Source organism: Andreprevotia sp. IGB-42 (assembly GCF_009848685.1).
Taxonomy (GTDB): domain Bacteria; phylum Pseudomonadota; class Gammaproteobacteria; order Burkholderiales; family Chitinibacteraceae; genus Andreprevotia.
Genome location: NZ_WXTX01000004.1, coordinates 182,978 through 209,446, shown reverse-complemented (window position 1 = coordinate 209,446; position 26,469 = coordinate 182,978). Strand labels below are relative to the sequence as shown.

19 protein-coding genes are annotated in these 26,469 nt (G+C 61.6%); 3 read left to right on the top strand and 16 right to left on the bottom strand.

Annotated elements, in window-relative coordinates:
* Positions 1-24 precede the first annotated feature (24 nt).
* From IGB42_RS07965 to sbnA, 7 genes are all read right to left on the bottom strand, one after another.
* Positions 25-996, bottom strand: coding sequence for a phosphatidylinositol-specific phospholipase C domain-containing protein (locus tag IGB42_RS07965; RefSeq protein ID WP_159669589.1), 972 nt, complete (start codon positions 994-996; stop codon positions 25-27).
* A gap of 563 nt (positions 997-1,559) precedes the next feature.
* On the bottom strand, positions 1,560-8,015 hold the full coding sequence (locus IGB42_RS07960; protein WP_159669586.1) for a non-ribosomal peptide synthetase: 6,456 nt from the start codon (positions 8,013-8,015) through the stop codon (positions 1,560-1,562).
* Between the two features lie 19 nt (positions 8,016-8,034).
* Entirely contained in the window at positions 8,035-9,570 is a 1,536-nt protein-coding gene (locus IGB42_RS07955; RefSeq protein ID WP_159669583.1) for a condensation domain-containing protein, read from the bottom strand.
* Positions 9,571-9,622: 52 nt separating this feature from the next.
* Positions 9,623-9,958 carry an AzlD domain-containing protein gene (locus IGB42_RS07950; protein ID WP_159669580.1) on the bottom strand — a complete coding sequence of 112 codons (336 nt, stop codon included), beginning with the start codon at positions 9,956-9,958 and terminating at the stop codon, positions 9,623-9,625.
* Positions 9,955-10,686 (bottom strand): AzlC family ABC transporter permease, encoded by a 732-nt coding sequence (locus IGB42_RS07945; RefSeq protein WP_159669576.1) that lies wholly within the window; start codon positions 10,684-10,686, stop codon positions 9,955-9,957. Before IGB42_RS07945 ends, IGB42_RS07950 begins: the two co-directional genes overlap by 4 nt.
* A complete protein-coding gene (gene sbnB / locus IGB42_RS07940; RefSeq protein ID WP_236822529.1) occupies positions 10,664-11,710 on the bottom strand; it encodes a 2,3-diaminopropionate biosynthesis protein SbnB in 1,047 nt (348 codons plus the stop codon). Before sbnB ends, IGB42_RS07945 begins: the two co-directional genes overlap by 23 nt.
* Before the next feature lie 150 nt (positions 11,711-11,860).
* Positions 11,861-12,841, bottom strand: coding sequence for a 2,3-diaminopropionate biosynthesis protein SbnA (gene sbnA / locus IGB42_RS07935; RefSeq protein WP_159669573.1), 981 nt, complete (start codon positions 12,839-12,841; stop codon positions 11,861-11,863).
* Positions 12,842-13,249: 408 nt separating this feature from the next.
* On the opposite strand from sbnA, the gene IGB42_RS22430 reads away from it, so the two are divergent.
* The 3 genes from IGB42_RS22430 (at position 13,250) to IGB42_RS07930 (ending at position 14,287) form a co-directional block, all read left to right on the top strand.
* A complete protein-coding gene (locus IGB42_RS22430; RefSeq protein ID WP_255461439.1) occupies positions 13,250-13,378 on the top strand; it encodes a hypothetical protein in 129 nt (42 codons plus the stop codon).
* Positions 13,375-13,506 (top strand): hypothetical protein, encoded by a 132-nt coding sequence (locus IGB42_RS22425; RefSeq protein ID WP_255461438.1) that lies wholly within the window; start codon positions 13,375-13,377, stop codon positions 13,504-13,506. Before IGB42_RS22430 ends, IGB42_RS22425 begins: the two co-directional genes overlap by 4 nt.
* 343 nt (positions 13,507-13,849) lie before the next feature.
* On the top strand, positions 13,850-14,287 hold the full coding sequence (locus IGB42_RS07930) for a hypothetical protein (RefSeq protein WP_159669570.1): 438 nt from the start codon (positions 13,850-13,852) through the stop codon (positions 14,285-14,287).
* A 167-nt stretch (positions 14,288-14,454) separates the two neighbouring features.
* Here IGB42_RS07930 and IGB42_RS07925 read toward each other — a convergent pair whose 3' ends face one another.
* The 9 genes from IGB42_RS07925 to IGB42_RS07885 all read right to left on the bottom strand — a co-directional run bounded on the left by IGB42_RS07925 (position 14,455) and on the right by IGB42_RS07885 (position 26,195).
* Positions 14,455-14,805: a hypothetical protein gene (locus tag IGB42_RS07925; RefSeq protein ID WP_159669567.1), complete on the bottom strand. Its 351-nt coding sequence runs from the start codon at positions 14,803-14,805 to the stop codon at positions 14,455-14,457.
* 690 nt (positions 14,806-15,495) lie between these two features.
* Positions 15,496-16,134, bottom strand: coding sequence for a TetR/AcrR family transcriptional regulator (locus IGB42_RS07920; protein WP_159669564.1), 639 nt, complete (start codon positions 16,132-16,134; stop codon positions 15,496-15,498).
* A gap of 32 nt (positions 16,135-16,166) precedes the next feature.
* Positions 16,167-17,327, bottom strand: a complete 1,161-nt coding sequence (locus tag IGB42_RS07915; RefSeq protein ID WP_159669561.1) for a twin-arginine translocation pathway signal protein — start codon at positions 17,325-17,327, stop codon at positions 16,167-16,169.
* Positions 17,328-17,689: 362 nt separating this feature from the next.
* Positions 17,690-20,335 carry a bifunctional acetaldehyde-CoA/alcohol dehydrogenase gene (gene adhE, locus IGB42_RS07910; protein WP_159669558.1) on the bottom strand — a complete coding sequence of 882 codons (2,646 nt, stop codon included), beginning with the start codon at positions 20,333-20,335 and terminating at the stop codon, positions 17,690-17,692.
* Between the two features lie 114 nt (positions 20,336-20,449).
* The gene (gene pflA / locus IGB42_RS07905) at positions 20,450-21,274 is read right to left on the bottom strand and encodes a pyruvate formate-lyase-activating protein (RefSeq protein WP_236822528.1); all 825 of its coding nucleotides are present in this window, start codon (positions 21,272-21,274) and stop codon (positions 20,450-20,452) included.
* A 102-nt stretch (positions 21,275-21,376) separates the two neighbouring features.
* Positions 21,377-23,635 carry a formate C-acetyltransferase gene (gene pflB, locus IGB42_RS07900; RefSeq protein ID WP_159669555.1) on the bottom strand — a complete coding sequence of 753 codons (2,259 nt, stop codon included), beginning with the start codon at positions 23,633-23,635 and terminating at the stop codon, positions 21,377-21,379.
* 142 nt (positions 23,636-23,777) lie between these two features.
* Positions 23,778-24,239 (bottom strand): threonine/serine exporter family protein, encoded by a 462-nt coding sequence (locus tag IGB42_RS07895; RefSeq protein ID WP_159669552.1) that lies wholly within the window; start codon positions 24,237-24,239, stop codon positions 23,778-23,780.
* Positions 24,240-24,291: 52 nt separating this feature from the next.
* Positions 24,292-25,089, bottom strand: a complete 798-nt coding sequence (locus IGB42_RS07890; protein WP_159669549.1) for a threonine/serine exporter family protein — start codon at positions 25,087-25,089, stop codon at positions 24,292-24,294.
* 230 nt (positions 25,090-25,319) lie between these two features.
* On the bottom strand, positions 25,320-26,195 hold the full coding sequence (locus tag IGB42_RS07885) for an AraC family transcriptional regulator (protein WP_159669546.1): 876 nt from the start codon (positions 26,193-26,195) through the stop codon (positions 25,320-25,322).
* Positions 26,196-26,469 lie beyond the last annotated feature (274 nt).

The following is a 26,469-nucleotide window of genomic DNA, read 5'->3' as shown; positions in this document are numbered from 1 at the left end:
AGGCGCCGTCGACGCACCCGGGCCTTATGCGAAATTCGAACCGATCACCGTGCTGACGTTGCTGTTGTCGAGGTGGCCGGTCTCGTTGTTGTAGAAGTCGAGCACGACGAAGCCCAGGCGTGCCTTGCCCGGCTTCTGCGCAGATTCATCCGCAAAATACGCTTGCAGGGACGGATTCATTGCATCCTTGGCCGACCAGGCATATTGGTAAGGCGTGTGCGTCATGTAATAGGCGATGCTGTTGAACGTGATGTGCAGCCTGCCGTCGGCAGGATTGCCTGCGGCCTTATCCAGCGCGGCGGAAACCGCTTTCATCTTCTTGCCGGTATCGTGGGTGCCATACTGGTCTTCGATGTGCAGGCTGGTTTCGCCGTCGGGTGTGGTGGTGTCGAAGGTTTCGCTGTAGCTGTTGGGCCAGCCGACACCCTCGAAGTTTTTCGATTGCTGCTGCAGGTTCAAGCCCAGATCGACGCCGGCCGGCGCGAAGAAGCGGCGCAGCAGTACGATCTTGCCGCGCAATTGCGCCAGCGGCAGCAGCGTCGACGTGGCGCTCAGGCAAAACAGGTTTTGATATGCGCTGTTGCCGAGGTAGGTCTGGAATCCCTGATAGACGGTATCGTCGGTAGCGCTGCCGGAGGCGTCGTTGACGAGCATGAAAATGGCTTCGCTCGAATTGGCGGTCAGGAAGGCGTCGCAATCGTCCAGCACGTCGCCGAAGGTGATGTCGCAAGAGATGTTCGCGTGATTGACCTGGAGCGGATCACCGGCGGTCTTGGCCGAATTCTTGGCGAGCCGGATATCGAGGAAGCGGATGCCATCCTGAAGTTGCTGGGCGATGCTGAAATTCTGCGTGTGGTACGGGCCGGGAGAAACCTTCTGGGTACCAGAGTCGTGGGTGCCCGGGACCGACAGCTGGCCCATCGTCAACGAGCTGTCCAAGCCAGACATCCAGCTCGACAAATCTCCGGCATATGCGCCTTGCGTTTGAACCGACATTTTCATCACCTTGGCATGGGTAACTGGTCATTTCGGTTCAATATTAACCTTGTGGTCGGCTTGAAGTAAGTCTTATTACAGCAAATTGTGGCTTGTAGCACAAAACCGGCACACAGGCTGGTTTGATCTGGCTGGTTTGCCATCTCTGCTGCTTGCGCGACGCACCCCTCGCCACCCAAGTACCGTATCACCAGCTGGCGTGACTACAACGCCGCTTTGAAACAGCGGGGCTCCCCGCTGCGCTGGTGACCTTGCCCCAGCCAGTTAATCATGAGTTAGTTACCGATTTGCTACGACTTGGCTAATCCTTGGGATACCTGGCTGAGGAAAGGCCACAAGGATGGCTCTCTATTATTCTGCAGCGAGGTCTTAACTACAGATTGAAGATGAAACCTTATTTTTGAGTGGCCGCAGTGTGGCTGGTAAAAATGCGGCGTACGGCGCCATTGATGATGAAACTTTATTATGTTTTTACACGTTGTTGTGGGCATGACCACATCATTGGCCATTGATGCTTTGCGTCTGATCAGGCGGGCCTGCCTATACAGGCCCGCCTTGCGACATCAGTTCAACAAAGCGCGCTGAACCAGATCGGCTACTGCGGTGGCATGGCTCTTGATGAAGTAGTGCCCGCCGTCAGGTAGCTCGCGCATGACCAGCTGTGGGCTGAAACGCCGCCAGTTCTGTACCAGTGCTGCATGATCGAGTGTGAGTGGATCATTCCGGGCGATCAGGCACAGTAGCGGCTGTTCCATCAACGGGAGCGGGGTTTGCCATAACGGGATCAGCATCCGGTTGGCTTCAATTGCATCATTGCGGAATGCACCGGCCAGATGCTGCGTGAAATTGGCATTGCCTGCCTGGTCGAGGGCAAAACCGGTCACATCCACCAGCCAGGAGACAATTTCCTTGTCGCTCATGGTTTCGTTCTGGCGGATTTGCGCCTGCAAGGTATCGTCATCGCGCAGCAGTTTGCCCGACACGACCGCACCGGCTACTTCCAGCCCCGCGGCTTTGGCCTGACGCACCAGCTCCACCGCACCACCCGTGCCCGAGCAATGGCCCCACGGGATGATCCGGCGCACGCCGCGCTGCTGGAGTTCCGCCACGCAACGGCTTACCAGTTCGACCAAATCGATGAAATCTTCACCGGTACTCGGGTCGTTGCCGGGGGGCTCCACCCCATACAGGCTGATGCCGGCCTGCAACTGATCGGCCACCGGCTGGAAGTTGATCGAGTTGCCAGCTGCATAGCTGAAGCACACCAGGGCCAGATCACTCCCGGCCGTTTTCAGCGGCCGCAGTACATCGCGGTTGGCGATTGCGCGTTCGCTGCAGGCGGCCAGATCGGCCAGCGTGCGCTGCTCGAACAGGTCGGCAATGCTGAAGCGGCCACCCGAGCGCATGGCTGCCAGCATCGCCAGCAACGAGTTGCCACCGAGATTGAAGAAGTTGCTGTTGCTGCCGATGTGATCGGCATCCAGTTGCAGTACCGCGGCCCAGAGGCTGGCGATTTCCTGTTGTCGTTGCGTCGCCAGCGGTACCACCGTGAGGTGATCCTTGACCTGCCGGGCGGCAATCTCCAGCAATGCTTTCTTGTCGACTTTGCCGGCACGGCTGAGTGGCAATGCTTCGATGGTCAACAACCGGTCTGGCACCATGTGCAACGGCAGTTTGCGCATGAGCCCGGTTTGCACGGTGGCGATATCGTGCGTGCCGCAGATGAAACCGGTGAGACCGACACCATCGAACACTACGGCGGCATCGCGTACATCGGTCATGGCCAGCAACACGTTTTCGATCTCGCCGGGCTCGACGCGCATGCCGCGCACTTTGATCTGTTCGTCCTTGCGGCCCAGGTAGGCGAGATTGCCATCCGCTAGCCAATAGCCAAGGTCGCCGGTGCGATACAGGCGCCCATTGCTCCACCGCGCCAGAGGATGGTCGAAATCGAATGCCGCGGCCGTTTTGTCGGGCGCATTGATGTAGCCACGACCGACACCGATGCCGGAGACGCAAATCTCGCCGGGTGTTCCCAGCGGTACTGGCTGATCATGGTTGTTCAGCACATGCAGCTGCAAATTCCGCACCGGACGACCCACCGGCACGATATGCGTCTCCACCGGCCCTTGCAGGATGCAATGGGTGATGTCATCCGACGCTTCGGTCGGGCCATAGGCGTTGACCAATGCAATGGCCGGATGCAACGTAAACCAGCGATTCACCTGTTCCTGCTTCAGCGCTTCGCCGGTGAGCACCAGCGTGCGCAGCTGTGCAAAGCGGGGTGCATGCGGCGCGCTCTCCAGGAAATCGAGCAGCACGGCAAACCATGACGGCACCACTTCAAGCACGGTAACGCCATCGGCTTCCAGTTGTGCAATGAAACGGGGCAGGTCGAGCTGGATGGCTTTGTCGTAGACCACCGTGCGGGCGCCGACGAGCAAGCCGGTCAGTGCCTGCCATACCGACACGTCAAACGTCACCGGCGCGGTTTGTGCGATGACATCGCTCGCGTCGAGCTGCAGGTCGTCGATCTTGGCCAGCATGTGGTTCAACATGCCCGCGTGTTCCAGTTGTGCCCCTTTGGGCGTACCGGTAGAGCCGGAGGTGAACATCAGGTACGCCAGGTCTTGCGGCAAGGGCCGGGCGAGTGTGACAGCCGGCGTTCCGGATGCTGCATCGGGCGCCAGGCTGATCAGGCCAGGCCCATCGGGGATGCTGGCGCTCAAGGCGGCCAGCCGTTGCTGCTGCTCGGGCGTACACACGATGGCACGCACGCCGGATTGGGTGATCAGCTCCAGCAGGCGTGCGTCCGGCATCTCCAGATCCAGCGGCAAGTAGATATCGCCCTTGGCCATGATGGCGTAGATGGCCGCCACCCATGCGGCCGAGCGCGGCAAGGCAACGCCGACCACATGCTGCTGGCCAGCCGGCAGCAGCGCGCCCAGTGCGGCGGCATGCTGCTCCAGCCCGGCAAAGCTCAGGCGGAAGTCCTCATCCTGCAACGCAATGGCTTGCGGCTGTTGCCGGGTCACCTGCCGGATCTGTTCGATGGCAGTGGTTTCAGGCAGCGCGTGCTCCGCGCCACGGCCCAGCTTGGCCAACTGCGCCAGTTCGGCGGCGTCCAGCAAGCTCTGGTCGAGGTAATGGGTATCCGGGCTGCTGGCCAGCTGGCGTAGTGCTGCCTTGTAATAACCCGCAAAACGGGCGATTTGTGCCTGGTCGAATTCATTGCTGTAATAGTGCAGGCTCAAGCGGACCTCATCGGTGTACGCGTCCTGGCCAAACTCCGCCCGCAGCGGGAACTCGGTTTCAGCGCGTACCTTGACCGTGAGTTCGTCCATGCCGGGCAAAGCCTTCAGTTCCTTCAGCATGTGGAAATGGGTGAAGTTGAATACCGTTTCGAACATCAGCTCGGTGGTGCCCAATTCGGCTTTCATCTCCGCCAGCGGGAAGCGCCGATGTGGCAGGAATTCCGCTTCGTGGGCATGCACGCGGCCGATCAGTCCGCGCCAGTTTTCATGCTGCGCAAGTTCGAGCTGGTAGGGCACGCTGTTCAGGAACAACCCCACGCCTTGCTCGGCATTGAGCTCTTCCGGGCGACCGCTATGCTCGTAGCCGGTGATCACGCGCTGGCGGTTGCAGATCACGCCCAGTACGTGCAGGTGGCAGGCGAGCAGTACCGTTTTTACCGGCACGGCCAGTTCGCTGGCGAGTGCGCGAATCGATTGCGACAGGCTGCTCTCGATTTCCACATCGAAGTAATCGATCACGGGGGTGGCGCGCTTTTCACGCAGCGGGCGAGGCACCGGCATCGCTTCGAAGGCGGCCAGCTCGCCGAGCCAGTAGGCGCGTGCGGCCGGGTCTTGTCCGGTGGCGCGTTCCAGCACCAGGTATTTGCGCAAGAAGTCATCGCGCAGCGGTTGCTGCGGCGTTTCTCCCCGGCGCGCCATATGGTAGTAACTGAGCAAGCGCGTGTGCAGCAGGTTGATGCTCCAGCCATCCAGTGCGGAATCGTGGAAGCTGAGCGAATAACGGAAGCGCTCGTCCGAAAGGATATGGATGTGTACCCGGATCAGGCCGGGCTCTGCCCAGTTGAAGCGGTAGTGGCTTTCGTGTTCGAAGAATGCTTCGAGCTTTGCCGTCTGGCCGGCTGCATCGAGCCCGCGCCAGTCTTCGATGAAGAGTGGCAATTGGGCGGATTCGTGGATGTATTGCACGAACTCGTCATGCTGGCTCAGCTGATAGCTGGTGCGCATGATCGGGTGTTCGTTCACCATCCATTGCATGGCCTGTTCGAAGGCTGCGCGGTTGAAGCTGCCTTGCAGGTTATAGCTCTGGATATCGTGATACCAGGACGCACCACGCAAGAGCTCGCTCTGGAAAATCAGGCCCGCCTGCAGTGCCGTCATCGGATATGCATCTTCCAGCCCGGCCGGTACGCTGGCGCGGTCTGCGGCAGACAGCAAGGAGAAGGGCTGATATTCCGTTTCGACCACGGCTACCGCTTTCCCTACGAACGGTGCGAGCTGGCTGATGGTGGGATATTGGAACAACGCCTGGAAACTGATCTCCAGCCCGGCTTTGCGCGCGTGGCTGATGATGGCGAGGAAGCTGATCGAATCGCCACCCAGGCTGAAGAAGTTATCGTGGATGCCCGGGTCCTTGACGCCCAGCACCTCGGACCATATGTCTGCCAGCATTTGCTCAAGTGCGTTGCCCGGCGGGACTTTGCGGCTGGCCGCCATCAGCGTGTAGGGATCGGGGAGCAGGCCCCGGTCCAGCTTGCCGTTGGGGGTCAGCGGGAAAGACGCTACTTCGACAATGAAGGGCGGCACCATGAATTCCGGCAGGTTGCTCAGCAATTGCTGCCGCACTGCCGCCTCGCTGTAGCCGGCATTCGTCACGGCATAGGCTGCCAGATAGCGGCTGCCATCTTCACGGCTGCGGGGAATGACGCGGATATCGGTAATGCCGGGGCAGCGCAGCAGTGCGCTCTCGATTTCGCCCAGCTCGATGCGGTAGCCGCGAATCTTGACTTGATGGTCGATTCGGCCCAGATACTCGATCTGGCCATCGGCCAGCCAGCGCACCAGATCGCCACTGCGATACACGCGGCGCAAATCCGGCAGCGGCAACTGGCAGAACTTCTCGGCAGTCAGTTCCTCGCGGTTCAGATAACCGCGCGCCAGGTTCACACCGCCGATGCAAAGCTCGCCCGGCACGCCCAGCGCGGTGGGTTTGCCGTGTTTGTCGACGATGTAAATCTGCGTGTTCTGGATCGGCCTGCCGATCGGCACCGAGGCTTTGGCATCGTCAGCCAGGCATTCATACCAGGTGACATCGACCGTCGCTTCGGTCGGGCCGTAAAGGTTGACCAAGCGGCTGCCCTGGGCTTGGCCGATGAGTGCGAAGAAGCGGTTGGACTGGTGCATGGTCAGCGCTTCGCCACTGGTAAACACGATGCGCAGCGCCGCGCCGCGGATCGCATCGGCTTCCAGCTCCAGGTCATTCAGGAATGCGTCCAGCATGGTCGGCACGAAGTGCATGTGCGTTACGCGGTGCTGCTTCAGGGTAGCGAGGATTTGCGCAGGCTCCTTCTCGGCGCCCGGTGCCAGCAGGACCACCGAAGCACCGGCAAACGGCCACCAGAACAGCTCCCACACCGAGACATCGAACGACACCGGCGTTTTTTGCAGGATGACGTCATCGGCGGTCAGGCCAAACTGGTTCTGCATCCACTCGATGCGGTTGAAGGCCGAGCGATGCTCGATCATCACGCCCTTGGGATTGCCGGTAGAGCCCGAGGTGTAAATCAGGTAGGCAATCTCGTCGGCATGTTTGTCGACTGCCGGATTGGCATCGGTACCCGCAGCCAAGCATCCGGCCACATCCACGCACCTGACCGCGGCATCGCTTACCGCCGCCGTGCTGCCTTGCTGCAACAGCACAAATGCGCCACTGTCCTGCAGGATGTAGCTGCGGCGGTTTTCCGGATAATTGGGGTCAATGGGCACGTAAGCCGCGCCGGCTTTGAGCACGCCGTAAATCGCGGCCAGCATGCCGATACCGCGCGGCACCATCACGGCCACGACCTGCCCCGGCTGCACGCCCAGGCCGATCAGTGTTTGCGCCACGCCATTGGCCTGGCGGTTCAGCTCGGCGTAGCTCACGCTGCCGTGCTGATCGGTTGCTGCGGTCTTGCCGGCGTGATCAAGCGCGCGTTGTTCCAGTACCTGCTCCAGCCGGCGCGTCCCGGTAAAGTCGCACTCGGGGCCTTGCGCCAAGGCGAGCGCGTGCTCGGCATTGCGGGGGCTGGTAAGGCTGATGCTTTGCGCCTCCGCGGTCGGGGCTGCACACAGTTGCGCCAGAATGTGCTGCAGGTTGTCGAGTATGGCGGCGCGATATTCGGCCGGGAACGGCGCGCCATTGGCGCGGAATACCAGGGTGGCCTCCGTCCCCAGTGTTGCGAGCTGCAATTGCACGACACCGGGTTGCGCCATTTCCGCCGCATTGTGCCCCACGGCCAGATGCAGGCCGGTAAGCGGCACGGCGCGCTCCAGCGCAGCATGGCGGCGGATATCATTGAACGAGCCAAATCCATATGCGAGCGCATCCAGGATGGCTGTGCGATGGCTTTTGATCAGCTCGGACAGCTTCTGCTCTGCTGCAGGCGCCTCATTGAGCAGCAGCAAACACAGGGGCGGCTGCCCCTCCACCGGGAGCGAAATGCCGGTGCTGAGCGGCGTATCGGAAGCGACATGGCTGTGTATGAGCAGTTGTGTGGCCACCGACATGATTGCGGCGATGTTGATCCAGTCGCCCCTGGATATGGCCTGCAGCGAAGCCGTGACTTCGCCGGGCAAAGCCAGCGTGGAAACGCCATTGTCTGCTGCATGGCCGGGCATGCCCGCAAAGGCTGCGGGGATCCAGCTCGCGCCGAGCAAATTCTTCAGGTATGCCGCGCTTTTGAGGGCGTGTTCTTTGGCCGCCGCATCGTTCTGGGTAATGGCTTGCATGTGTCAATCCTGTGATGGGTCAGAAATCAAAATCTGCGGCGACGATCGGTGTCGCCCGGGTTTTGGACGTCGCGGCTTCAATCAGGGTCTTGAGTGCGGCGGTATCGGCACTGCCGGTCAGGCGGCGCAAAATGCGCAGCAGGTTGTTGGTGAAGACGCCGATGGTGTCTGCATCAAAGCGGTGCGGGCAGTATTCCCACTGGATTTCGTAGCCTTGCTCGGCCAGATCGAATACGTGGATCACCTGCGGCAATTGCGCCATTTTTTTGGCTTCGCAGAACGAGCGGAAGCGGCTGCCGGCCAGATCGATCTTCTGGTAATCGATGTTCTGGTACGCCAGCAAGGCATCGAGCGTCGGGCGCGGCGAGTCGTTGTGGTTCCGAACGTGATGCAGCTGCGCCTGGAACGGGTAGTTCTGATAATCCAGCGTGCCGAGAAACTGCTCGGCCAGCATGTGTATGGCGGGGCCGGCAGGCCCTTCTGCATCCAGCGCAAACGGCACGATCACTGCATTCACGAACATGCCGAATACATCGGCCAGATCCGCATCTGCGCGGCCACTGACCACGACGCCCACATGGCTGCGCCATTCATGCGTGAAACTGGTTTGCAGCAGCGCGTAGGCCAGCAGCAGCACGCTGAACGGCGTGGTGCCCAGCCTTGCAGCAAGGCTGCGCATGTCGGCAGCCAGCGTGGCGTCTATCAGCAGGTATTCCACTGCGTACCCGAGCGGGGCTGCGGGTGGAAGCTGGCGATCGGCCGGCCACAGCGGGTGCGCCACGACATCCTGCAAACGGTGCTGCCAGAATGCTTCTGCGCCTGCTGGCGTGCTTTCTACCTCCGGCCAGAACGCCCTGGTCTCCGGTGTATTTTGCGTGCCGGTGAGCTGCGCTTTCAGCGCCTGGATAAACAGGCCCACTGATAGTCCATCTGCTGCGATATGGCTGAAATCGAGCAACAGCGCGGTCTCGATGCCGTTGAACGGTACGATGCCGGCACGCAGGAGCACGCCTGCGCCCAGATCGAAGGGCTGCACGAAATGGTCAGCGGCTTCGCCGGTTGTGCTGAAGGTCTGCAATGCAATGTCATGCGGCGCGCCGGGGGCGAACCACAAACCGGTACTGTCTTGCGTGAAGCGGCTGAACAGCATGGGGAACTGCCGCGCCGCATCGCTCACCGCTTGCTGGAAGCGTGCCGCCGGGATGGCGCTGGCGGTGCGCAGCAGCAGCGGAATGTTGTATGCCGTGGTGGATGCATCCACGGTATGGGCAAAGTAGATCAATTGCTGAGCAGCATTTTGCTCGAAGCGCCCGGCAGGCCTGCTGGCTGCTACGGGCGTGGCCGGCACCGAGCTGACGGCGTGCTCGGCAATGTACTCCACGACCTCTTGCAGGCGCTCGGCGCGCAGCAGTACGGATACCGGCACTTTCACGCCGTACTGGCGAAAGCAACGCGCGGCAATCGTGGCGGCCATGATGGAGTCCCCGCCGCAATTGACGAGACGCATCTCCAGAACGTCATCGGGCAAGGTGTTGGAAAATACGGCATCAAGCATTGAGATGAAGCTTGCTGGGTCTATCGATGAGGGCGACATGGGAGGGTCCGGATCAGATTTGCGGCAGCAGGAAGTGGAACGCCAGGAAACTGAGATAACTCAGCATCACCACCGCAAAGAAACTCTTCAAACGCAGTGAAAGGGCGATGCAAACGAGGGCGGCCAGCACATGGGGGCTGAGCAGGAAGCGCAGCACATTGCCATTGCCGCCATGGTGTCCACTGAGGCCTGACACGATCAGCACGGTGAGGATGGCGGGCAGAAACAGCTCGAGGCATTCCTTGAAAAAGGCAGGCAGCACGATGCGGTCGGCGAACATGAAGGCCACACCGCGTATGCTCAACACCACCAGGCCCATCAGCAGGATGGTTGTCGTCAGATTGCTCATGCGGAAGCCTCGCTCAAGGTGCGTTTGCGGCGGAAATCAAAGGCTTTGACCAGAGCGACCGCACCAAGGCAGGCGACAATCAGGCCCAGGTTGTAGGGCAGGTTCTGGCATGGCAGGTACAACAGGAATGACGCCAGAGACACCTGCAGGAAGCGCCGTTTTTTCAGGTACGGCCCCAGCATGGCGATGAAAGAGGCCGTGGCAATGAAGTCGAAGCCAAGATGCGCGACATGGCTGGCCATGCGGTCGCCCACGTAGATGCCCACGGCGGTGCCCGCCAGCCAGTTGCAATAGAAGATCAGCACGCAAGCCAGGAAAAACAGATGCTTGGAGTGCGCGCTGACCGGCTCCTTGTAACGATCCTTTGCCAGGAAAAACACCTGATCGATCAGGCCGAATGCCAGCAAGGCGCGGTAAGTGATCGGCACGGCCTTGACCTCCTCCACCAATGACATTGCGTAGATGAAGAAGCGCAGGCTGAGCAGGAGGGTGGTGAGCAGCACCACGGCCAGATCGGCATGCGCGACCAGGAGTTGCAGCCCGACAAACTGGGCCGCGCCGGAATACACCCATGCGGACATCAGCAGCGAATTGCCGACCGACAAGCCGGCGTTTTCCGCCAGGGCGCCAAAGACGATGCCCGACAGAAACGCCGATAGCAGAAACGGCGACGAGCGTTTGAATGCCGTGACCCATGCGCCATCGCTATGCATTGGCGGTTTCCTCATGCGCCCAACGTTGCGTCTCGGCAAAGAAATTGGGGATCTGCTGGGCCTGACCGTTTGCAGTGGCTTGCTCATAGACAAAATGGCCAACAGCCAGATCGAGCACCCCGAGACCGAACGGCGAAAACAGCGTGGGCTTGTTGTGATCGAGCGTGGCTTCTCCGGTGATGACCTGGGCTAGCGTGCCGTTCACGAAGCTGCGGGTCTGGTATTTCTGCTCGGCCAGATGCGGTGAAGTGTTGGCCTTCATGCAGTGTTCAATGTCGTCCACCACGTTGTTGGCAGCCATTACCAGCTCGGGGGCGATATCGCGCAGCGAGATGTTCAGCACCAGTTGGCCCGCCTTGAAGGCATCGGGCTGGGTGATGTATGGCGTGGCTACGGTGGTGGCCAGTACCACCAGATCTGCGTCATCCAGCGCTTCCTGCAACGAAGCCGCGACCACGCCGCGGTATCCACCCAGCTTCTGGCCATGGGCGGCGAGGCGGGCTGCATCTTGCGGGTTCAGGTCAAAGACGGCCAGCTCATCGGTGCGCCAATCCTGATCAATCAGGAATTCCAGGATGTTGCGTGCAATGATGCCGGCGCCAATCACGGCAATCTTGCGGGCGTGGCGGCTATCGGGGCCCAGCACATTGGCGGCCAGTGCTGCCGACGCAGCGGTGCGTGCCGCGCTGATCAGCGAGGCTTCGAGGCAGGCATAGGGATACCCGGTGTCGTACTGGTTGAGGATCAGGGTGGCCGAAGCACGCGGCAGGTTGTGCTGGATGTTTTCGGGGTAGCTGGCAATCCATTTGATGCCGGAAAGGCGCGTATCGCCGGTCAGTGCCGCTGGCAAGGCGATGATCCGCGACGACGGGTTATCTTCGAAACGCAGGAAATAGCTGTCCGGATTGATGGTCTGGCCGAGCTCGTGATCGAGGTAAGCGGCACGGACGATGTCAACAATCCTGCCGCGGTGTTGCTGGATCAGGGTGTTGATGGTTTCGCCAGGAATGACGGAAAACAAGGGCATGGCGCGCGACATGGGTAGAGGTCCTGGGCAAGGGTTCATACGAAGGGAAATGAGCGGTTCTGAAAAATGGAATGCATGTTGGGGCTGATGCAGCGGTGCGGGCTGCTGCGGGCTGCGCATCGGTCGGACTGCGGCGAGTACCGCAGTTGCTGCGTGCAGCGCTCAGGCCATGGCGACGGGTATCGCCTCCCGGACAGCGTAGAAATCCGGGAAGCGCTCGTTCACCCATTCGGGGTTGTAGAGCGTGTCGATATAACGCTCGCCGGAATCGGGGCTCAGTACCACCACGGTGGAACCTGGCGCGATGACGCTTTCGTATTGCGCCAGCGCGCTCAGCACGGTGCCGCTGGAGCCGCCCAATAGCAGGCCGTACTCGCGTGCCATGCGGTGACACATGGCCACGGTGTCTGCTTCGGCGACGGAAATGAAATCGTCGATGCCCTCTTCGCGCAGGAAATGCGGCGTCACGCTCGAACCCAGACCTGGAATGAAACGGCGCGATGGCTTGCCGCCAAAATTTACCGAGCCGATCGAGTCCACTGCAATGATGCTGGTATCCGGTGAATCCCTGCGCAGGCGTTCGGTGCAACCTGCCAGCGTGCCAGTGGTGCCCGCGCCGATGAAGATGAAATCCAGTTCAGGAAACTGATTTATCACGGCCTGCGCGGTGAGGGCCGAATGCACGGCCGGGTTGGCCGGGCTCTGGTACTGGTTGAGCCAGACCAGGCCACGCTCTTGCGCCAGTTTTTCCTGGATATAGGCCAGGCGGCTGCCGAGATAACCGCCGTTGGCATCCAGCTTGCTGATCACCACCACTTCGGCGCCGTAGGCCTCGATCAGCTTGATATTGGCTGGCAGGGTGTTTTTATCCACGACGCACGTAAAACGATAGCCACGCGCTGCACAAATCAAGCTGAGGGCGACACCCAGATTGCCGGAAGAGGATTCGATCACGCGGCGGCTCTGCTTCAGGCCGGCGTGTTGTTCGGCGTAATCCAGCAGCGCGGCGGCCGTTTTCATCTTGATGGAGCCGCCAGGGTTGTACGACTCCAGTTTCAGGTAGGCCGTCGCGTGCTTCAGGAAGCCTGGCAACGCGACAAAGATGTCATCCAGGATGATCTGGTCTGCACTGGGAAAAATCATTTCTCGTCCTCGGGTTGGCCTGGCGCCGCTTGGCATGACAAGCAATGGAGAAGGCTTGCCCGGCTATCAGGTCTTGCGACAAACAGCGCTCGTTCTGTCGGGGGCACAGATGGCGGTGCATGGCGGGATTGGTGATTTGCAAACAATCGTAAATGTATCTTAATTTTGGTGTATATTTTCTTTCGTGAAAGTGTATTAATTTCTTGTGTCTGCGATTGTTACATTGTCAGGATAATTTGTGAAAATTTTATTTATTGCTTTTTCACAGCTTGGGCTAGCGCTTGCCGCACTCGCCCGCGAGCCCGTTTAAACGCGTAAACGGCGGCCAGCTCGCAAACCGACCTGGCCAAAATGCAATCGGCAGCTGGCATCCGGCTTGCACGCAAAGGCAAGCGAAGCACGGGAAATATGGCGCCGGGTGCCGGTGAATGGCGCAAGTCTCCTCTGGAGATCGATGCACAAGCGCTGGCAGCGCGCGATCGGGATGCCGGCAACGGCGTGGGTAGTGCGTTGCTGTTGCCCGATCTGCGGGTATGAATTCCCGCCTGCACGATGACCATCACAGCATCTGCATCGTTGCTGCCTGTGCCACGGCGGCGGCCATCGAGCGATTGCAACTCGCTGCCGAAGCCATCATCCCCACGGGCAGGAACGACCAGCGTTAACAAACCCGCAGGCGCCAAGCCAGGGAAAAGGACTGCGCGCCACGCGCCGTCTGCGGCGGCGTGCTGCAGGCAGGAGCCGCTACTGAGGGTGCAGTCCGGCGGGTGCCATGCGGCGCCTCAAGAGACCGGAGAAGAGAGCGAAGGGGCTGGCACGTTCGAGCTGCAGAAGGCAGCGCTGCCGATCATGCGGCGTGGCCGGACTGCTTTGCGCGGCCAGCCTGGCCGGATTGCGGCCGACGGCCTGGTCATGGGCACGCGGTACAATGGCTATCATCGACCGGATAACGAGTGGCACCATGTGTTTGACCGGGGTCTGCGATAAACCGCGTGCCGGAACGCCCGCATGAACGGATCGAAACTTCATGATCAGCTTGAACACGCACTGATCGCAAAGGCGCGGGAGCTGGCCGTCCGCTTCAAGGGAAAGCCTATGTGCCGGTTCGATATCAGTGTGTTTCCATGGCATGGAACGCTGGCGCTTTCCGTGCTGCTCGCTGAAGATACGTGTGATGAGCGGGATATCGCCGCATGGCCTCATTACAACGTTTCGCAATTCAGCGAAGGAAAATGGCCCGAAGCTGCGGATTTCTGTAGCGAAATGCAACGTCTATGGCATGGGGATAGGCAGCTGACCACTTCGCTTCTCGCGCTGGTTGGCGAAGTCGTCCGGGCGCAAAGCGTGCGCTCAGCTTTCGGTAGCTTCGATCGGGCCGAAGATTTTGTGCTGACCGTGCTTGATCCTGATGATGAGCATTCTCTGAACTATGCCAGCCAGACCTGACCAGGTTTCATGCTGGCGCAGGCAGCGGTGAGGTTGGCATCAATCCCTGCGGCATCTGGTGCTGCAGGGCCAGAGCATGCTCTTTGCCCCGCTTGATGCTCAGGCCTCGGCTGACGCCCGCTGGCGGATTCTTGATCAGATCCGTACCGGCGGCAGAATCTGGCTGCTTAGCGTGGCAGGCGTTCGGTGATGAAAGTCATTTCATACTGGTGCCCGGGGTAGCGGCTATTGGCCCAATTGGAAAAGTCCTCAACCGAGCGCTTGTGATTGTAGGTGTCCTGTAGCCACTGCACGAACTCGTTGGCCTGTTCATCGGTGTCCAGCGGCAGCTTGCGATACTCCGGATCGGCCTGGATTTCCTTTGCCAGTTGCATATACCAGGTAAAAAACGCCGGATCATTTTTTGCCGCCACGGCACGCGGGTCTTCCACGCTGGCGCAGCCCTGGGTGACGATCACGCCACTTACCGACAGCAAAAACAAGCTGCTGGACAGGATGTTCCGGAAAAGTCGTTTCATGCCGAGTTTCCTCCGAAAGTAGGGATGTGGTGCCACCCGCTGGATAAATCACTGCGGCGGTGAAACCGCACATGAGGTGAGATGTTGCTGAACCTTAGTATCCAGTGCCGGATTTTTCATGTTGTTGAGCGCGTGCATCCAAGACCACGATTTACTGCAAGGCGCAGGTGAAAGGATTGAGCCCAGCCGGACCCGGATACGCCCATGGGCGCTGAAATCCTCGCCGTAAAGATCGGTTGCCACGCGCATGCAGCTCAAGCTGTTTGAGCTGCAGAAGGGGCGAGGGGTGCACGATTAGCCGCCATCTGATGGTGGCGGTGGCTGATTGCCACTTATTCGGCAATGATTCCATAAGCTTTGCCGTGCCTCACCAACACGATGCTGCCCATATTGATTGAATAAATAGGGAGCATTGGCCGATCACATTCTCGTCTGGTGCAGCATTCTCGGGCGCAAGGCAGGCACCCTGGCACTGGTCTGAATCTGTGCAGGTTTTGCCTGCATCCCGGGCTTCGATATCGCAGCGCATATTCAGACCGAGACGTGTCCAGTGGCCACCGTAATCCTTGCATGCCTGCTCGGTGGTTGGCACACGGGGTTTTACGACAGGAGCCTGATCTGCTGCGGATGCGAGGCCGGCAAGCGTTATCGCGATCAGCGCGGGAACAAGGGTGTGAGGTTTCATGCGTATCAGCAGATCCGTTTTGCCATCAGCGCGACCGATGCCTTCAGCGCAGCCCAGGTGTCGTCGCTGTGCAGGTCTTGCCCGCCAAAGCGGCGTATGGTGCGGGCGCGCAGCAGCAGGTATTGCACACCGGCGATCAGCAGCAGCGTGATGCCGCGCAGCGCCGGGTTCGCGTCCACCTCGGCGCCACCAAGCAACGCCCCTACTTGCATGCCCCATTGCTCGCGTTCAGTTTCCAGGATGGCGGTCAGCTCGTTGCGGGTGACCACTTCTGCAGCGAGGATTTCAATGGTGAGCGGGCGGCTGCGCAGCGCGTCGATGAAGCGATCGAAAAACAGCGCGTAGCGCTCTGCCAGCGGCAACATGGCGAGGGCGGCGCTGTCGGTGCCCACCAGTTCAGCCATCGTGGGCCAGAAGCGGCCGCTACTGCCCCATAGCCGCAGCAGCTCGGGCAAGCCGCCGAAATAGCGATAGATCAGCACCTTGTCCACGCCTGCTTCGCGCGCGATGGCGTTGATGCCGATGGCCGCGAAGCCATCGCGTGCCAGTACGGTGCCGACCGCGGCAAGGATGCGCTCTTCGCTGGCCGCGCGATCGCGGGTGCGGGTCGGCTTGGGGGTGTCCTGCTCGGCAGGTGGTGGCATGGGATGGTGGCCCGGCAGATGGGCCACCAGATTTAAAGCTTCACGAGTTGCGCGTCAAGGCCGCGGCGGGGGGCGGGCGATACCGCAGGGGCGTAGCCCACGCGTGCCCACATCTGCACCGTGTGTGCCGGCTGGGTGGCTTGCAGCAGTTGGTGGATGCCGCGATACGGCTGTGCCACCTCCGGGTATTCCTGCAATGCCTGTTGTAACGGCTGCATGGCGATGCCGTGCGCAGTGGCGGCCAGTTGCACACGCACGTAGGCGCGGCCTGCGCTGATCTGCGTTTCGCGCGTGTTGCCATCGCTGACCAGCCACAGGAAACCCTGCGTGCTGGTGAGCTTGCGGCCGAAATCCTCGATCTGGCTGGTAGTGGCGAGGTCGTCCGGGGCCGGGGCCTTGCTGCGGTCGAACATGCCCATCCGGTTCAACCACACCACTTCCGGGTCCAGCAGCGTGATGCCATCGCGGTGCCTGGCCACTTCTTCGTTGCCGATGCGCAGCAGGCGGTAGGACTCCATCACCGTGCGCGGTGTGCTGAGCTCAATACGCCAGGCCTCGGCGGCGATGGCACGGTGGCGAGCGATGACGACCGGTGCTTCCGGCCCCACGTAGCCGAAGCGCAGCGGGTGCGGTTGCGCTGCCTGCGCCATGGCCTGCCATGCGCTGTCGGGCACGGCGCGCGCGGCATCGTAGGCTTGGCGGTTGGTGTGGCGCTGCAGGATCTGAGCAAACAGCGGGTCAGGCTTGACTGCGCCATCCGGGGTGAGTCGGATGCGTGCCACCGGGCGCTGATCGGGTTTTTCCGGGCCGAAGGCGCCTTCGGGAAACAGCGCAATGTCGGCACGCAGGCCGCGTTCGCGCGCTGCAAGGTCCAGCAGCTCGAGGAATGTGCCGTGGCTCATCATGATCTGTCGCGAGTAAGGATCGGTTTCCGGCAGCAGCCGGTTCAGATCGCAACGCAGCGTGATTTCGTCCGGCACACTCAGGTCCACCAGCCACGACTGCAGATTATGGGAGTGCGGCGCAAGGATGGCGTAGCCCAGCACCCAGCGCCGCACATCGGTTTCAGCACGCGGGCCCTGCCACGCGACAATGGCTTCATCTGGTGGGTTCGAAGTACATCCTGCCACGCCTGCTCCCGCTGCCAGCACGATGCCACCGCCTGCAATCCGCAAAAACTGTCGCCTGTCCATGATGCAATTCCCTGCTGTTGGATGGATAGGCATACGTTAGTCACCACGTGGTGACATGTCAATGGCAATCGACGACAAAGATGAAGTGTCTGGTCGAGAGCGTGATGTGTTTTGAGGGGAGCGGCAGGGCATTGGCGCAAAATCGTCGGGTACGCCATGCGGGAAGGTGCGCCCGTCAAGCGCTGGATGGACAGGTATGGCGGAGCTGCAAGGTGTGGGTGAAGTGCGGTGGTGCAGTTGAATGCTCACCGCCAGCCTGGCATCAAACGCTTGCCGGTAGCGCGCATTGCGCTACCGGTTGTCTTCTACGCCGTGCGGATTGGCCCCGGGGCTGCATTGCCCAAAGGCCGTTCCGCCGATGCTCAGGCTACGCTTTCCTGCTTGATGGCTTCTGCTTCCGCCCGTTGATAGCTTTCCTGGTAGGGCCGGCCGTAGTAGCTGTCCAGCAGCAGTTGGCGCAGTTCGCTGATCAATGGAAAGCGCGGATTGGCGCCGGTGCACTGGTCGTCGAACGCGCCTTCTGCCAACTGGTCGAGCTGGTCGAGGAAGTCCTGCTCCGGTACGCCGGCATCGCGGATCGAAGCGGGAATCGCCAGCGTGGTCTTGAGCTCTTCCACCCACTGGATCAGGCTGGCCACGCCTTGCTCATGCGTCTTGGCGGGCAAGCCGAGGTGGCGGGCGATTTCGGCGTAGCGGCACTTGGCCTGCGGCCGGTCATACTGACTGAACGAGGTCTGCTTGGTCGGGATGTCTGCGGCGTTATAGCGGATCACGTTGCTGATCAGCAGTGCATTGGCCAGGCCATGCGCCAGGTGGAATTCGGCGCCGAGCTTGTGCGCCATGCTGTGGCATACCCCGAGGAAGGCATTGGCAAAGGCAATGCCGGCTATGGTGGCGGCGTTATGCACCGCTTCGCGCGCTTTCGGATCACGCGCACCGTTCAGGTAGGCCGAGGGCAGGTGGCCTTTGAGCAAGGCCAGTGCCTGCAATGCCTGTGCATCGGCATACTCGTTTGCCATCACCGACACATAGGCTTCCAGCCCGTGCGTGACGGCATCGATCCCTCCGTACGCGGTCAGGCTCTTGGGCATGTCCATTACGAGGTCCGGATCGACGATGGCGATGTCGGGCGTCAGCTCGTAATCGGCAATCGGGTATTTGATGCCGGTGGCTTCATCGGTGACCACGGCAAATGGCGTGACTTCGGAGCCGGTGCCGGAGGTGGTGGGGATGGCGACCAGGCTGGCCTTCTGCCCCAGCTTGGGAAAATGGTAGATGCGCTTGCGGATGTCCATGAAGCGCAGTGCCAGGTCCTGGAAGTGCACATCCGGATGCTCGTACATCACCCACATGATCTTGGCGGCATCCATCGGGCTGCCACCGCCCAGCGCAATGATCACGTCCGGCTTGAAGGCATCCAGCACGCGCACGCCTTCGCGCACCACCGCCAGCGTCGGGTCCGCCTCTACGCCGTAGAACACTTCCACTTGCAGCCCCAGCTTCTTCAGCGTGGCGATGGTGGTGTCGCAATAGCCGTTATCGAACAGGTAGCGGCCGGTAACGATCACCGCACGCTGCTTGTGCTTCAGTTCTTCCAGCGCAAACGGCAGGCTGCCGCGACGGAAGTAGATGCTGCCGGGCAGCTTGTGCCACAGCATGTTCTCGGCGCGCTTGGCCACGGTCTTCTTGTTGATCAGATGCTGCGGGCCGACGTTTTCCGAGATCGAGTTGCCGCCCCAGGAGCCGCAGCCCAGTGTCAGTGACGGGGCCAGCGCAAAGTTGTACAGGTCGCCGATGCCGCCCTGGCTGGAGGGCGTGTTGATCAGAATGCGCGCGGTTTTCATGCGCTGGCCGAAGTAATGCACGCGCTCGGGCTGCAAGTCCTGATCGGTATACAGCGATGCGGTATGGCCGATGCCGCCCAGTGCCACCAGCGCCTCGGCCTGTTCCACCGCGTGCTCGAAATCGCGGGCGCGGTACATGCCCAGCGTGGGGCTGAGTTTTTCATGCGCAAAGGCTTCGCCGGCATTGATTTCGCTGACTTCGCCGATCAGCACCTTGGTATAGGGCGGCACCTGGATACCGGCCATGGCGGCAATCTGCACTGCGCTCTGGCCGACGATGGCGCTGTTGAGTACACCTTCATGCAGGATCACCTTGCTGACGGCCTGGCATTCCGCGGCCGAGAGCACATGGCCGCCGGCACCGATAAAGCGTTCGCGTACTGCCCGGTAGACCTTGTCTACCACGATCACCGCCTGTTCCGACGCGCACACCACGCCGTTGTCGAAGGTCTTGGACATCAGGATGGAGGCCACTGCGCGCTTGATATCCGCGGTTTCGTCGATCACCGCCGGGGTGTTGCCGGCGCCGACGCCGATGGCCGGCTTGCCGCTCGAATAGGCGGCGCGCACCATGCCGGGGCCGCCGGTGGCGAGAATGAGATTGATGTCCGGGTGGTGCATCAGTTGCTCGGATAGCGCAACCGATGGTTCGTCGATCCAGCCGATGATATCGGCGGGGGCGCCGGCAGCGACGGCGGCGGCCAGGATCAGCCGCGCGGCTTCACAGGTGGCCTGCCGCGCGCGCGGGTGCGGGCTGAAAATGATGCCATTGCGGGTCTTCAGCGCGATCAGCGCCTTGAAGATCGCCGTCGAAGTCGGATTGGTGGTGGGGATGATGCCGCAGATCAGGCCCACCGGTTCGGCGATGGTGATGGTGCCGAAGGCGTCGTCTTCGCTGAGGATGCCGCAGGTCTTGTCATCCTTGTACTTGTTGTAGATGTATTCGGAGGCAAAGTGGTTTTTCACCACCTTGTCTTCCAGTACGCCCATGCCGGTTTCCTGCACCGCCAGCTTGGCCAGCGGAATGCGCGCATCGGCCGCCGCAAATGCCGCGGCACGGAAGATATCGTCCACCTGCGCCTGGCTGAAGGTGGAAAAAACCTGCTGGGCCTGCTTGACGCGGGCAATCAGGGCATCGAGTTCCTGTGCGGTGCGGGTAACCATTGCAATCTCCAGTGAGCTTGGGTCTCACAGCCAGATTACGGCCGGTGGCGTTGCCGCGGCTTGATCCAGGTCAAGGGCGGCAGCGGTATTTATGCCACTGCGCTGGCCGGTCGGTCAGCAACATGCCAGGCCATGGGCGCTGAAAATGGCGCGCGCGGCATCGACGGCCGCCGGCGAGGGCTCCGGGGTGCTGGTCAGCGAGTAGCGCAGCCCCAGCGCCTGCCATTTGGTTTCGCCCATCTTGTGAAAGGGCAGCACCTCCACGCGTTGCAGGCAACCCGGCCTTTGCGATGCCAATGCCTGCAGGTGGCCGGCCAGTTGCGCGATATGGGCGGCATCGTCGGTGAGGCCCGGCACCAGCACGTAGCGCACCCAGAAGGGCTTGCCCAACCGGATCAGGCGCGCGGCAAAATCCAGCGTGGGTTGCAGCGGCTGGCCGGTGATCTGCCGGTAGCGCGCGGCGTCGATATGCTTGATGTCCAGCAACACCAGGTCTACCGGGTCGAACCAGCTATCCGGCAGCCGGGTTGCCAGGAAGCCTTGCGTGTCCAGCGTGGTATGCAGCCCGTGGCGCTGCTTTACCTGGGTGAACACCTCGCGCACGAAGCCGGCCTGCAGCAGCGGTTCGCCACCGGAAATGGTCAGCCCACCGGCCAGCCGCAGGAAGGGCGCGTAGCTGCCGATCTGCGCTACCACGTCATCCACGGTGAGCAGCATGCCGTTGTGCAATTTCCAGGTATCGGGGTTGTGGCAATACAGGCAGCGGAACTGGCAGCCCGACAGGAACAGCACGAAGCGCACGCCCGGCCCGTCCACCGCGGCGCCCGTTTCCACCGAGTGGACGTAGCCGCATCGATGGCCGTCCTGGTCCAGCGTGGCAGCGGCGAATTTGCCTGAGGGGAAAGGCGATTTTGTCGGCATTGCAGTGGCGGTGAACATGCAGGGCTCCTGTTCCGGCCGGCAGCTGCAGGCGAGGCCCCGCCACATCGATCATGGCGGGCCGCACGCCGGGCAGGCATGCTGGCACATGGCATCACGCGCTCAGGCGTGCTGGTGGAAAGTGCGGTTGATCACATCCAGCTGCTGTTCGCGGCTGAGCTTGATGAAGTTGACTGCATAGCCGGACACGCGGATGGTCAGTTGCGGGTATTGCTCCGGGTGAGCCATGGCGTCCAGCAGCGTGTCGCGGTTCAGCACGTTGACGTTGATATGGAAGCCGCTGGCATTGCAGAAGCCATCCAGGCAGTTGGTCAGGTTGGCGATGCGGTCTGCTCCGGTATGGCCGAGGGCATCCGGCGTGGCCGAGGCGGTCCAGCTGATGCCATCCAGCGCCGCCGCGTAGGGCAGCTTGGCAACCGAAGCCCCTGCCGCGACGAAGCCGGACTGGTCGCGGCCATTCATCGGGTTGGCACCCGGTGCGAACGGTGCGCCATCCCGGCGGCCATCCGGCGTATTGCCGGTTTTCTTGCCGTACACCACATTGGAGGTGATGGTCAGTACCGATTGGGTCGGCATCGCATTGCGGTAGGTCGGGTGCTGGCGGATCTTGCGCATGAAGGTTTCGGTCAGCCACACCGCCAGGTTATCCACCCGGTCGTCGTTGTTGCCGAATGCGGGGTAGCTGCCGTCGATGGCGAAGTCGACGGCGATGCCGGCCTCGTTGCGGATAGCCTTTACCTTGGCGTACTTGATGGCGGACAGCGAATCGGCCGCCACTGACAAGCCGGCGATGCCGCATGCCATGGTGCGCAGGATGTCGCGGTCGTGCAGCGCCATCTCGATGCGCTCGTACGCGTATTTGTCGTGCATGTAGTGGATGGCGTTGAGTGCCTTCACATAGGTTTGCGCCAGCCAGTCCAGCATGGCCTCGAAACGCGTGACCACGGTATCGAAATCGAGATAGTCGCCGGTGATGGGCTCGAAGCCGGGCACCACGCGCTGACCGGTTTTTTCATCCACGCCGCCATTGATGGCATACAGCAAGGCCTTGGCCAGGTTGCAGCGGGCACCGAAAAACTGCATCTGCTTGCCGATGGCCATGGCCGAAACGCAGCAGGCAATGCCGTAGTCGTCCCCCCATTGCGGGCGCATCTGATCGTCCGATTCATACTGGATCGAACTGGTTTCGATCGAGACCCGGGCACAGAAATCCTTGAAACCACGTGGCAGCGCGCTGGACCACAGCACGGTGAGATTGGGCTCCGGTGCGGCTCCCAGATTGAACAGCGTGTTCAGGAAGCGGAAACTGGTTTTGCTGACCAGCGTACGGCCGTCCTTGCCCATGCCGCCGATGGCTTCGGTCACCCAGGTCGGGTCGCCGGAATACAGGCTGTTGTATTCCTCGGTACGCAGGAAGCGCACGATGCGCAGCTTGATCACCAGATCGTCGATCAGCTCCTGCGCGGTGGTTTCGTCCAAAACGCCTGCGGCCAGATCTCGTTCGAAATAGATATCCAGGAAGGTGGATACCCTGCCCAGCGACATCGCGGCGCCGTTCTGCTCTTTCACTGCCGCCAGGTAGCCGAAGTACAGCCACTGCGTGGCTTCCTGGGCCGTGGTGGCGGGGCTGCCGATATCGAAACCATAGCTGGCCGCCATGGCCTTGAGTTCGTGCAGTGCGCGGATCTGTTCGGACATTTCTTCACGCAGCCGCAGCACGTCCTCGGTGAAGTCCAGATCGTCGGTCGCGGCCTTGTCGCTTTCCTTGAAGGCCACCAGCGCATCCACCCCGTACAGCGCCACGCGGCGATAGTCACCGATGATGCGGCCACGGCCGTAGGCATCGGGCAGGCCGGTGATGATGCCGGAGGAGCGGCAGGCACGGATCAGCGGGTTGTAGGCATCGAATACCGCGCTGTTGTGATCCTTGCGGTAATGCTGGTAGATGGTTTCGATCGCCGGGTCCAGATCACGGCCTATCTCGTGCAATGCGGCCTGCACCATGCGCAGGCCGGTATTGGGAAAGATGGCGCGCCTGAGTGGCGCATCGGTTTGCACGCCGACGATTTTTTCCAGGCTGCGGTCGATATAGCCGGGGCCGAAAGCGGTGATGCGCGTACCACGGTCGGTAGCCACATCCAGTACCCCGCCGGGCGCGGCACGCTCCTGCTGCAACAGGGTGCAGAGCTTGCCCCAGAGCAATAGCGTGCGTTCGGTGGGGTCAGCGAGGAAGCCGGCATCGCCGTCATAGGGTGTGTAGTTGCGCTGGATGAAATCGCGGACATTGATCTGCTGCTGCCATCTTCCGGCGCCAAAGTTGTGCCACGCGCGATGCTGTGGCGATTTGAGCGGTGCGTTCATTGCATTCCCCTGATCGTGGCGATACACCGTCAGGTTATGCCTTGCCGCAACCGGCAATGTTGTTCCATATCAAGAAAGCGGCATGCAGATTTTCACGCATGGCAGCGGCTGGCCAGCTGCTGCCATTGCGCCGGGTAAGCCGCTAGCGATCCGGCCGCAACAGCATCGGTGCGGCGATGCCGAAGGCCAGTGCCATCAGGATCATGGCGGCCTTGATGGCGCTGACGCCCGCAATGGCAATCAGCGCGCTGCCATCGGCATTGGCTGGCAGCACGGCGATGCCGAGCATGGCCTGTACCGATTCATACATCGACTTGCCGGGCACCAGCGGGATCGCGGCGCTGATCGCATAAATGGCGCCGGGCTCGTGGCGCCGGCGGGCGTGCAGCTCCGCCAGCAGCCCGATCACCACTGCGCCGGCCAGCGTGCCCAGTACCAGGTCACCATGCAGCACGTCGACCAGATGCCGCAACCCGTGGCCGATGACCGCCAGCGTGCCGCAGAGCCACAGTGCACGCTTGGGCACGTTGAACAGCATGGCAAAGCCAAGCGCCGCCGGCGCGGCCCAGAGTTCGATTAAGAGTTCGATTAGCCAGGCGGTCATTTTGCGTATCCTCGCTGCTTGCCGATGTGTTTTCGTGCCATGCCGTGGTGCCTCAGACCGGGAGCAGGCGCAAGGCCAGGCTCATGCCCAGTGCAAGGCCGAACACGACCACCGCGCTCAAGGTCAGCCGCACTACGCCATTCAGGTAATTGGCGTTGAGCAGATCGCTGGCAGCATTGATCAGCGGTACGCCGGGGATCAGGAACAGGCCGCTTGCGGCAAGCGCGGCATTGGGCGTGGTGCTGAGCGGGCACAGCAGCCCGGTTGCCAGGATCGCCACAAAACTGGCAACGGTGGCGAAGATGGCATGGCTGAAATGGCGGCGCAGCAACCAGGCTTTTACCGCTCCGCCCAGGGTTGCGCCGACTGCGGCAATGATGACCGCCATGAGGTCGCCGCCAAACAGTGCCGCAAAGCTGCCGCAGGCCACCCCCACCATGCCGATGACCAGCAGGGGCGGATAGACAGTGCGGGTTTGTGCGATGCGTGCCAGTGCCGCACTGGCGCCTTGCAGGTCCGCAGGCTGCGACCGGGTGCCGGCTTGCCAGCGCGACAGTGCGCACAGCACCGAAAAATCGACTGCCATGTGCGGGACCTTGCGCATGCTGGTGTGGCTTTCGCCATCGCGCATGATGGTCAGGCCGATATTGGTGGAGGAGATCATCACGTCGACAAGTGCCACGCCATGGGCCGCAGCGGTGTCGCGCATCAATAACGATGTGCGGTGCGTGGATGCCCCCGATTGGTGGGCCAGCATGCCGGCCTGGAGCGCGAGCGCAAGGATATCCGCGAGCGGGGCGGTGCCGGCTTCGGGTGCCGGGGCGGATGGTATGGCAGTTCCGGACGTCATGATTGATGGACTCCGCATGGGGGGCGCTCAGCAATGGCTGCATCGGGGTGCATGCTGCAAAGGTGCATTCGCAGCTTAGCAGCGTACCGTGATGCAGATGCTGATCTGCCGCAAACTTGCCCATGCAACTGCGCCTGGGCGTGTGCTGCCGGTTCCATGCCGGTTGAAGTTGCCCGGCGCTGCTGCGGATCTTCCTGACTGAAAGCACGCTGGTCGGTGGCGCGCCGCGGCTACTGCTTCCCCTTGATCATCCTGCTGGGCGCGCAGCCAAAATGACTGCTGAAGCGGCGCGAGAAACTGGCGATTTCCTGATAACCCAGCGCAGTGGCCACTTCGGCCACGCGTTTGCCATCCAGTAGCCAGTCGTGCGCGAGCTGCATGCGGGTATCGAATACCAGTTGTGCCGGTGCCCGGCCATAGCGGCGCAGACACAGCCGGTACAGCTGCGTGGAACCCAGGCCCACCCTGCGGCATAGCGCCGGCACCGACCAGTCGGCGCCGGGCTCGCGGCGGATGTCGCCCAGCAATTGTAGCAACGCCTGTTCGTGTTCCGGCCGCTTGCCCCCCAGATCCAGCATCCGCTCAAGCTGGCGGCTGACGATTTCCAGCGTTTGCGGCACCAATGCATCGTGTGCGCCTTCGTTGCTCAGTTGCGCTTCGCGCTGGAACAGCGATACCGCGTCGAACAGGCGCGCGCCATGTTCAGTGTTGCCCACCCACGCATGGTTGCGTTCCAGCACATTCCAGCGTTCGTCGTCCTCAAGCAACAGCCAGGCGTGGCGCATGGGTACATCGCCAATACGCCGGTAACCGCGATGGCCGCGCGCCGGCAGCACGCCGAATTGCCCAGGGTTGACCAGCCAGCGCCGGTTTCCTTCATACAACTCGGCGATGCCGCTGAGTATCACGATCAGTACATGAAAGGGCGCATCGATGCGCTCGATATCGCAGGGCCCATCCGGCATGCCGACGCCGCACATGAACAGGCCGTGCTGACGCATGGCCGGGCACGAGGCTTCGTGAAACACACGCGCACCGACCAGCCGCGAGACGTCGGAAACCTGTACCGGATCAAGATCAAAACGCTCGTAGAAGATGGTGGCCATGGCAAAGCCCTTGTGAGCACGAACCGGCCGTAGCGGCAGGATTGGCGAGCCGAATAATTGGACAAGTTTTAAGCAAAATCAGGACATTCTTGCGGTATAGGTCGCCAACTAGAATGGCCGTGACTTACAAGATTGGTCAATGATTGCCGAGGCGGGCCAGCGGTTCAAGCGCAGCAGCCTGCACAGGGTCAATCAATGGCAACAGTGCAACAGTGGCTGCGGATACCGGTGCATTCCGCCGGATTCTGAACACGGTAGATGGCCGCTGCTGCTG